General features: G+C 71.1%; 8 protein-coding genes. 3 read left to right on the top strand and 5 right to left on the bottom strand.

Annotated elements, in window-relative coordinates:
- Positions 1-122 precede the first annotated feature (122 nt).
- From F8A92_RS17920 to purB, 3 genes are all read right to left on the bottom strand, one after another.
- A complete protein-coding gene (locus F8A92_RS17920; RefSeq protein ID WP_153506546.1) occupies positions 123-1,007 on the bottom strand; it encodes a phosphoribosylaminoimidazolesuccinocarboxamide synthase in 885 nt (294 codons plus the stop codon).
- Between the two features lie 97 nt (positions 1,008-1,104).
- Positions 1,105-1,899: an MOSC domain-containing protein gene (locus tag F8A92_RS17915; RefSeq protein ID WP_153506545.1), complete on the bottom strand. Its 795-nt coding sequence runs from the start codon at positions 1,897-1,899 to the stop codon at positions 1,105-1,107.
- Positions 1,896-3,281 (bottom strand): adenylosuccinate lyase, encoded by a 1,386-nt coding sequence (purB, locus tag F8A92_RS17910; RefSeq protein WP_153506544.1) that lies wholly within the window; start codon positions 3,279-3,281, stop codon positions 1,896-1,898. The genes F8A92_RS17915 and purB overlap by 4 nt, the downstream gene beginning before the upstream one ends.
- 235 nt (positions 3,282-3,516) lie before the next feature.
- Here purB and F8A92_RS17905 point away from each other — a divergent pair, with 235 nt between their 5' ends.
- The 3 genes from F8A92_RS17905 (at position 3,517) to F8A92_RS17895 (ending at position 5,807) form a co-directional block, all read left to right on the top strand.
- Positions 3,517-4,737, top strand: coding sequence for an AI-2E family transporter (locus tag F8A92_RS17905; protein ID WP_194291577.1), 1,221 nt, complete (start codon positions 3,517-3,519; stop codon positions 4,735-4,737).
- Between the two features lie 81 nt (positions 4,738-4,818).
- On the top strand, positions 4,819-5,286 hold the full coding sequence (locus tag F8A92_RS17900; RefSeq protein ID WP_153506542.1) for a hypothetical protein: 468 nt from the start codon (positions 4,819-4,821) through the stop codon (positions 5,284-5,286).
- A gap of 11 nt (positions 5,287-5,297) precedes the next feature.
- Positions 5,298-5,807, top strand: coding sequence for a SixA phosphatase family protein (locus F8A92_RS17895; protein WP_194291576.1), 510 nt, complete (start codon positions 5,298-5,300; stop codon positions 5,805-5,807).
- A gap of 9 nt (positions 5,808-5,816) precedes the next feature.
- Here the strand turns inward: F8A92_RS17895 and F8A92_RS17890 are convergent, their stop codons facing one another.
- Together F8A92_RS17890 and F8A92_RS17885 are read right to left on the bottom strand one after the other, a co-directional pair.
- Positions 5,817-6,140: a hypothetical protein gene (locus F8A92_RS17890; protein ID WP_153506540.1), complete on the bottom strand. Its 324-nt coding sequence runs from the start codon at positions 6,138-6,140 to the stop codon at positions 5,817-5,819.
- 137 nt (positions 6,141-6,277) lie between these two features.
- Positions 6,278-8,002 carry a class I adenylate-forming enzyme family protein gene (locus tag F8A92_RS17885; RefSeq protein WP_228389561.1) on the bottom strand — a complete coding sequence of 575 codons (1,725 nt, stop codon included), beginning with the start codon at positions 8,000-8,002 and terminating at the stop codon, positions 6,278-6,280.
- Between the last annotated feature and the right edge of the window lie 77 nt (positions 8,003-8,079).

Raw genomic sequence — 8,079 nt, 5'->3', positions numbered from 1 at the left:
GCGACCAAATCGCTGATACGTACCCACCTGCAACGTCCTCCTGATCAAAGGCGTTGCAACGACCCCTAGAACCCAAGCGGTGTTTCGGTACCGAAGTACGCCGCAGGTGGGGTCGATCGCCGCTACCGGCCGGAGCGCGCCAGCCAGTCGGCGAACCGCAGGCCGGTGATCCGCTCGTACGCCTCGACATACTTCGCGCGGGTCGCGGCGACGACGTCGTCGGGGAGCGCCGGCGGCTCGCTGTCGCGGTCCCACCCGGACGGCCCGGTGAGCCAGTCGCGCACGAACTGCTTGTCGTACGACGGCTGCACGCGCCCGGGCTGCCACTGGTCGGCAGGCCAGAACCGTGAGGAGTCCGGCGTGAGCACCTCGTCGGCCAGCACGATGCTCCCGTCGGCGTCCCGCCCGAACTCGAACTTCGTGTCGGCGACGATCACGCCCTGACGACGAGCCAGCTCCCGGCCGCGCGAGTACACCGCGATCGTGAGCTCGCGAAGCCGCTCGGCGAGCTCGGCGCCGTGCGTCGCAGCCACCTGCTCGAACGACACGTTCTCGTCGTGGTCGCCGAGCTCGGCCTTGGTCGCGGGCGTGAAGATCGGCTCCGGCAGCTCGCTGCCGTCGACCAGGCCGTCGGGCAACGGCACCCCGCACACCGACTGCGACTGCCCGTACTCGGCCAGCCCGGAACCGGCGAGGTAGCCGCGCGCCACGCACTCGACCGGGATCATCTCGAGGCGGCGCACCAGCATCGAGCGGCCGCGAACGGACGCCGGGATGCGGTCGTCGTCCACCGACACCAGGTGGTTGGGTACGACGTCGGCGAGCTGCTCGAACCACCAGGCCGACAGTGCGGTGAGGATCGCCCCCTTGTCCGGGATCGGCGTCGACAACACGTAGTCGTACGCCGAGATCCGGTCGCTGGTGACGAAGAGCAGATGCTCGGCGTCCACCTCGTAGATGTCGCGCACCTTGCCCGATGCCAGATGGGTCAGGCCCAGCTCACTCAACGCTCTCTCCTTCGCCCGCGATGCCGCCGTTCCGGGGGCGCGTCCACGGTATCGGCCGCGCTGTCGCCACAGCACGCCGCCCGACCCTCGATGCGCGTCAGCCGCCCGCGACGCGCTGCTCGTACGGCAGGTCGTGCATGGTCACCTGTACCTCGTCCCCGACGCTGATCGTGCCGGCGGTGCGGGGGATCGCGTTCACGGCGAACATGATCTCGCGGCCGCCGCCGAGCTGCGGCAGCACCCGCCGCCGGCCGAGCGTCTGCAGCGGCTCGCGGCCCTTGCGCGCCGTGTCCTGGTCGATCGTGGTCATCAGGCACCGGCCGGAGAGCTTGACCAGGTCGATGCTGACCGCACCGATGGTGATGGAGGCGATGTCGTCCTCGACGAACGGCGCGTCCAGCCCGTCCAGCACGATCGACGGGCGGAACCGCTCCATCGGGACCGGCTCGTCGAGCCACCTGTTCAGCTCGGCCAGGGAGGCCGACGACGCGACCAGCAGCGGGTAGCCGTCGGCGTACATCGTCTGCCCGCCGCCGACCCCGGTCGCCCGTCGGTGGTTGCGCGGGAACCGCACGACGCGGACGTCGCGCTCGAGGCGTGCACCCACGATCCGCGCGACCGTCTCCCCCTGGTCCTCACCGAGGCCCTGCCAGCCGAACACGCGGACCGGACGGAGGTCGCCGGTGGCCTCGCACGCGGCGATGACCTCCGCCGGCTCCAGCAGCGCCAGCGCGGGCGCCTCACGCTGCGAGACCAGCACTCCGTCGCCGTCCACCACCATGTACTCGCGGTCGCCGGCGATGCCGTCGGCGACGATCTGAGCCGCGTCGAGCTCGACCCGCCGTCCGGACTTCAGCGGGTAGCAGAACAGGCGGGAGACGGTGACGGTCATCTGCGGTCGAGCCGGTCGACGAGGTCGGCCGCGACGCCGGTGTACGTCGCCGGGGTGAGCCGCCGCAGCCGCTGCTTGGCCTCGTCGGAGATGTCCAGTCCGTCGACGAACGCGGCGAGCTCCTCGGCCCCGATGCGGTGCCCGCGGGTGAGCTCCTTGAGCTGCGCGTACGGGTCGGCGATCGACGACCTGCCCGCGAGCACCTCGGCCCGGATCACCGTCTGCACCGCCTCGGCGAGGACCTCCCAGTTCCCGTCCAGCGCCGCGTCGAGGGCGGCGTCCGACACGGCGATCTCCCCCAGGCCGCGGCGCAGGTTGTCCAGGGCCAGCACCGAGTGGCCGAGCGCGACGCCGATGTTGCGCTGCGTCGACGAGTCGGTGAGGTCGCGCTGCAGGCGGCTGGTGACCAGCGTCGCGGAGAGCGAGTCGAGCAGGGCGGAGGCGATCTCCAGGTTGGCCTCGGCGTTCTCGAACCGGATCGGGTTGATCTTGTGCGGCATGGTGGAGGACCCCGTCGCCCCGGCGACCGGGATCTGGGTGAAGGTGCCGAGCATGATGTAGGTCCACACATCGGTGGCCAGGTTGTGCAGGATGCGCCCGGCGTGCGAGATCGCGCCGAACAGCTCGGCCTGCCAGTCGTGCGACTCGATCTGCGTCGTCAGCGGGTTCCAGGTCAGACCCAGCGAGGAGACGAATCCTTCCGCGACCTGCGGCCAGTCGGCGGACGGCTCGGCCACGACGTGCGCCGAGAAGGTGCCGGTCGCCCCCGCGAACTTGCCCAGGACCTCCGCGGACTCGACCCGGCGCGCCTGGCGCTCGAGGCGCCAGGCCACGACCGCCATCTCCTTGCCGAGCGTGGTGGGCGTGGCCGGCTGGCCGTGGGTGAGCGACAGCATCGGACGGTCCCGGTGGGTGACGGCCAGCTCACGGAGCTGGTCGACGACCGCCCGGAACGCCGGCATCCAGACCTCGTGGACCGCGGCGCGGATGTTCAGCGCGTACGACAGGTTGTTGATGTCCTCGCTGGTGCAGGCGATGTGCACCGCCTCGGAGAGCCGCTCGAGTCCCTGCTGCGCCAGCCGGTCGCGGACGAGGTACTCCACCGCCTTCACGTCATGGCGGGTGACGGCTTCTTTCGCGGCGAGCCACTCGATCTCCGCGGCGCCGAACTCGCGGGCCCACTGCCGCAGCGCGTCGGCGTCCGCCTGCTCGATCGACGGCGCGCCGAACAGCCCGTGCTGCGCGCACCACAGCAACCACTCGACCTCGACGTGGACTCGGGCCCGGTTCAGGCCCGCTTCGGACAGGTGCTCGGCGAGGCCGCCGACCTGAGCCTGGTAACGGCCGTCGAGCGGCGACAGGGGCTGGGTGGGCAGCGGCATGGGGCTCCTAGCGGATCGTGCGACGCGGCGTGCACCGCGGTTTCGGCTCGTTCATTCTGGCAAATTCCGCGCGCCGTCGGGACGACGCCCCGGGTCTGCCGGCCGACCGGCGGCGACCGCCGCGACAGCGGGACACCTGCCCGGACCGGGAACTTCGCCCGGCGCGGGCCGCGGGCCACCTAGACTCGGCCTCGGCAAGCAACGCCCGCCCGATTCAACTGATTGGCCAGGATTCGTGGTTTCCCGATCGAGCGACACCTCACCCAGCATCGACGCCGGCGCGCCGGCCGACCCGGCGCAGGAGGCGCATGCGGCGGCTCCGTTCCGGCCACGGCTGCCCTGGCCGAGCCGCTCCTCCGACCTCGTCACCCCCAGCATGTCCGCCTTCGCCTCATGGTCCTGGCGGTTCCTGCTCGTCATCGCCGCCGTGTGGGTGTTCGCGAAGATCGTCGGCTTCCTCGCGACCGTCACGATCCCCCTCGCGATCGCGCTGCTGCTGTCCGCGCTGCTGACGCCGGTCCGCAACTGGATGGTGCGCAAGGGCATGAAGCCGGGGCTGGCGGCACCCCTGGTGTTCGTCGGTGGGCTGGTGGTCGTGCTCGGCCTGATCAGCCTGATCGTGCAGCAGTTCGTCAAGGGGGCGCCCGAGCTGGCCAAGCAGTCGCAGGGCGGCATCGACCAGATCAAGGACTGGCTGGCCAGCAGCTCCCTGCACATCACCGACGCGCAGCTCAACTCGTGGCTGGAGAAGGCGCAGCAGTGGATCGGCGACAACACCGACAAGATCACGTCCGGGGCGCTGACCACCGCGACGTCCGCCGCACACGTCATCGCCGGCTTCCTGCTGACGCTGTTCATCCTGTTCTTCTTCCTCAAGGACGGCGCGAAGATCTGGCAGTGGGTCCTGCGGTTCGTCCCCGACCAGTCGATGGGCTCGATCAACGGTGCGGCGCACCGGTCCTGGGAGACGCTCGGCGGCTACGTGAAGGCGACCGCACTGGTCGCGATGGTGGACGCGGTCGGCATCGGCCTGGGCCTGGCGATCCTGCAGGTCCCGCTGTTCCTTCCGCTGGCGGCGCTGGTGTTCCTGACGGCGTTCATCCCGATGGTCGGCGCCACGCTGTCGGGCGCGATCGCGGTGCTCGTCGCGCTGGTGACGGTCGGACCGGTCAAGGCGCTGATCGCGCTCGGCGTGGTGATCCTGGTCCAGCAGATCGAGGCGCACTTCCTGCAGCCGGTCCTCATGGGCCACGCCGTCGCTATCCATCCCCTCGGCGTCGTCATCGCCATCGCCGTCGGTTCGATCACCGCGGGCATCGTCGGCGCCCTTCTCGCCGTCCCCCTGGCAGCCGCACTGAACGCCGCCTTCAGCTACCTGTACCAGAAGGCGCCCGATCCTGAGCCCGAGCTGGAAGCCACCGAACAGGCCGATCCGAAAGCCACTACCGAACGCTGAACTGGTGTAGAAACGAAGTGCTCCTAGTTCTGCAGCCGCGCGGCGGGGCCCTCGTCGCCGGAGTGCCCGAGGGAGGTCGGCGTGCCGCACTCACAGTTCAAGCTGAGCCTGCCCTCGACGTGGACCACCATCGACGCGTTCGGTGACAGCGTGACCGAGGCGATCCGCTCCGGCTCGGACCTCGAGCGGGACGCGGTCCTGCGGCTGGAGAGCCGCACCTTCTCCGGGCACCTGCCGGCCCGGGACGCGGCGGACCTGACGGTCGGGCGGCTGTGCAGCGCTACCCCCGGGATGCAGGTGACCCAGGCCGTCGATCGTGACTTCGGCAGCACCAGCCAGGCCGTGCGCATCCTCGTCGACGCCACCCAGCAGCCCGCGATGGCCGTGGCCTACGTCATGATCGCCGAGGCGCCGGAGGACGTCCGCACCCGCGTCGTCCCGACCTTGATCATCCAGTGGGCAGTGCCGGACGCCGAGGCCCTCGGCCCTGAGTTCGAGCACGTGATCACATCGTTTCGCTTCACCCCGCCCGCGACGTACGTCGACTGACGAGGAGCACCGTGCCGACCCTGATCCTGCTTCGCCATGCGAAGACCGAGCCGGACGCCGTCGACGACTGGCACCGCGAGCTGACCGACCGCGGACGCGCCCAGGCCCACTCGATCGGCGCGCGCATCGCGGCGATCCGGGACGGCGCCCGCTGCACCGTCATGGTGTCGACCGCACTGCGTGCCGCGCAGACGTGGGAGGAGATCGCGCCCGCGCTCGACCCGGGCGTCGAGGTGCTCGAGCTGCCGTCGCTGTACGTCTTCGACGAGCGGGACGTCCTCCGGCAGATCCAGGAGCGCGGCGGCGAGGCCCAGACCCTCGTGGTGATCGGGCACAACCCGGGGATCAGCAACCTGGCCAGGCTGCTCATCGGGGAGGACCTTCCCGACGACGGATCGGTCGTGAAGTACGGCGCGCTGCGGACCTGCCGCGCCGCCGCGCTCCGGGTGGACGGGCCGTGGGCCGACCTCGAGGAGGGCCGCTGCACGCTGCGCGCGCTGCTGTCCCCCGCGGTCGACTGACCCAGGGCCTCAGCGGGCGGTGACCTCGCCGGTGAGGTAGCGGCGCACCGCACCGGCGAACTGCGGATCGACCCGGCTCCAGTGGACGCCGGTGTAGCCGGCGATCTCGTCGCCTGCGAAGACGCCCAGCCCGGCACACGCGCGCGCGAACTGCTCGATCGAGTCCGCGACGAGCTCGCCGGTGGAATCGAACAGGTCGCCCACCAGGTGGCCGATCTTCCAGCGCTGGCGCGCGGCGACGATACGGGCGAGCTCCGTGGGGCTGTTGGGCTGGTCGCGAACCGGGTAGCCCCGGCTTTGCACAGGCACGCGCTCGTGCGCGCAGCTCGGCATCTTCTTGACAACTCCTCGGTGCGAAGACTCCGGCCGAGCCTCACTCGTCCGGAACGCGGACCATCGTCGCACAGCGCGCCGCAATGAGCACGCTGCGCGGGGGAACACAGGCGGAGGGTGTCGCCGTTGTCTCACCGTCAGCCGCCGTCGTCCTCCTTCGCGAGGGCGCGCAGCTTGTGCTTCTCGATCTTGTTGGTCGGCGTCTTGGGCAGCTCGTCGACGAACCGGTAGGCCCACGGACGCATGAACTTCGGCAGGTTGGCCCCCGCGTACTCCCGCAAGGAGTCGGTGGTGGGCCGCGTGTCCGGGTCGGCCTGGATGAACGCGACGATCTCGTCCTCGTCCGAGCGCGGGCTGGGGACGGCGACGACCGCGGCGACGTCCACCTGCGGGTGCCCGCTCAGGATCTCCTCGACGTGCACGCTGGAGACGTTCTCGCCGCGTACCCGGATCCGGTCCCCGAGCCGGTCGAGGAAGTAGAAGTAGCCCTCGTCGTCCTGCACCGCGGCGTCCCCGGTGTGGAACCAGAGATTGCGGTTGGCCTCGAGGGTCTTGTCCGGCTTGCCGAGGTACTCGTTGTAGAGCAGGTACGGCAGCCGCGGCCGGACCGCCCAGTGCCCCGCGACGCCCGGCGGGCACGGCTGGTCCACCTCGTCGAGCACCGCGCACTCGAAGAACGGGACGGGCAGGCCCATCGCGGCCTTGCGGGTGACCTGCTGCCCGGGGAGCACGCACAGGCCGGCCGCCTCGGCGTCGGCCCGCAGCTCGGCCTGGGTCCGGCCGCGGAACAGGTCGTCGGGCGTGCCCTCGCCGGGCGCGCACTCCTCGAGGACCACCACCGCGGGGCAGCCGGCCTCGGTCTGTCCGAAACCGGCGGTGATCGAGTCGATGCCGAAGCGGCGCGCGAACTCGTGGTGGCGCACCGGCAGGGGCTGCATGTGGGCCTTGTTCAGGGTGTTGCGGCGATCGTCCGGGCCGGCCGGGTTGGCCAGCAGCCACGGGATCATGACGTCCAGGATGATCGCGCTGGTGCACGAGCCCGCCGCGATCCGCGACCAGAACTCGGACGGCGAGAAGCGATCCCACAGCGTCACGCCGCCGCCGGCCCAGATCGCCGCGACGACGTTCGCGTACGCGCCGCCGACGTGGTACATCGGCAGGTCGTTGTACACGACGTCGTCCGGGGTCAGCCGGCGACGCATCGCCCACGTGTACTGCCCGATCCAGCGATGCGGATGCACGACGCCCTTCGACGGCCCGGTGGTCCCGGAGGTGTAGATCAGGCTGCACGGCGTGTGGAAGGCGATGTCCACGTCGCTCGGGCGCTCCGCCGGGCTCTCCAGCAGCGCCGCATCGGCGGACGGCATCGGGAGGCCGTCCGGCGCCGTCCCGGAGATGAGCACCTGCGGCCGGACGACGATCGACTCCCAGACGGCGGCGACCCGGTCGACGAGCGAGTCCTGGCACACCAGCAGCACCGGTTTCGCGTCGTCGAGGGAGTAGGCCAGCAGCTGGCCGGCGTACTGGAAGTTGATCGGGCCGTAGATGGCCTGGGCCTTCCAGATGCCGAACATCAGCGCGGTGCTCAGGAACGGGTCGGTCGCCAGGACGCTCACCACGTCGCCGGGCTGCACGCCCTGGGCGCGCAGGTTGCCGGCGATGCGGTCGGAGCGCTCCCCCAGCTCGGCGTACGTCAGCCGCAGGTCGGTCGGTCCGTAGGTGACGGCGAGCGCGTCCGGCCGCTCGCGGACGTGCCGGTCCAGCGCCTCGATGATCGTCGCGCCGTCCTCCTCCAGCAGCGCGGTCAGCGCGCGCGACTGCTGCAGCACGGTGGACGCGCCGGACCGCTCCGTCGGGCTCACGGCCGGGCTCCGAAGGTGGGCCGGCCGGTGAGCCGCGGGATGATCCGGTAGGCGTCGTGGACCCAGTCGCACAGCAG

The organism is Cumulibacter manganitolerans (genome assembly GCF_009602465.1).
In the GTDB taxonomy this organism is placed as follows: domain Bacteria; phylum Actinomycetota; class Actinomycetes; order Mycobacteriales; family Antricoccaceae; genus Cumulibacter; species Cumulibacter manganitolerans.
This window is presented reverse-complemented; position numbering and strand designations above follow the sequence as displayed.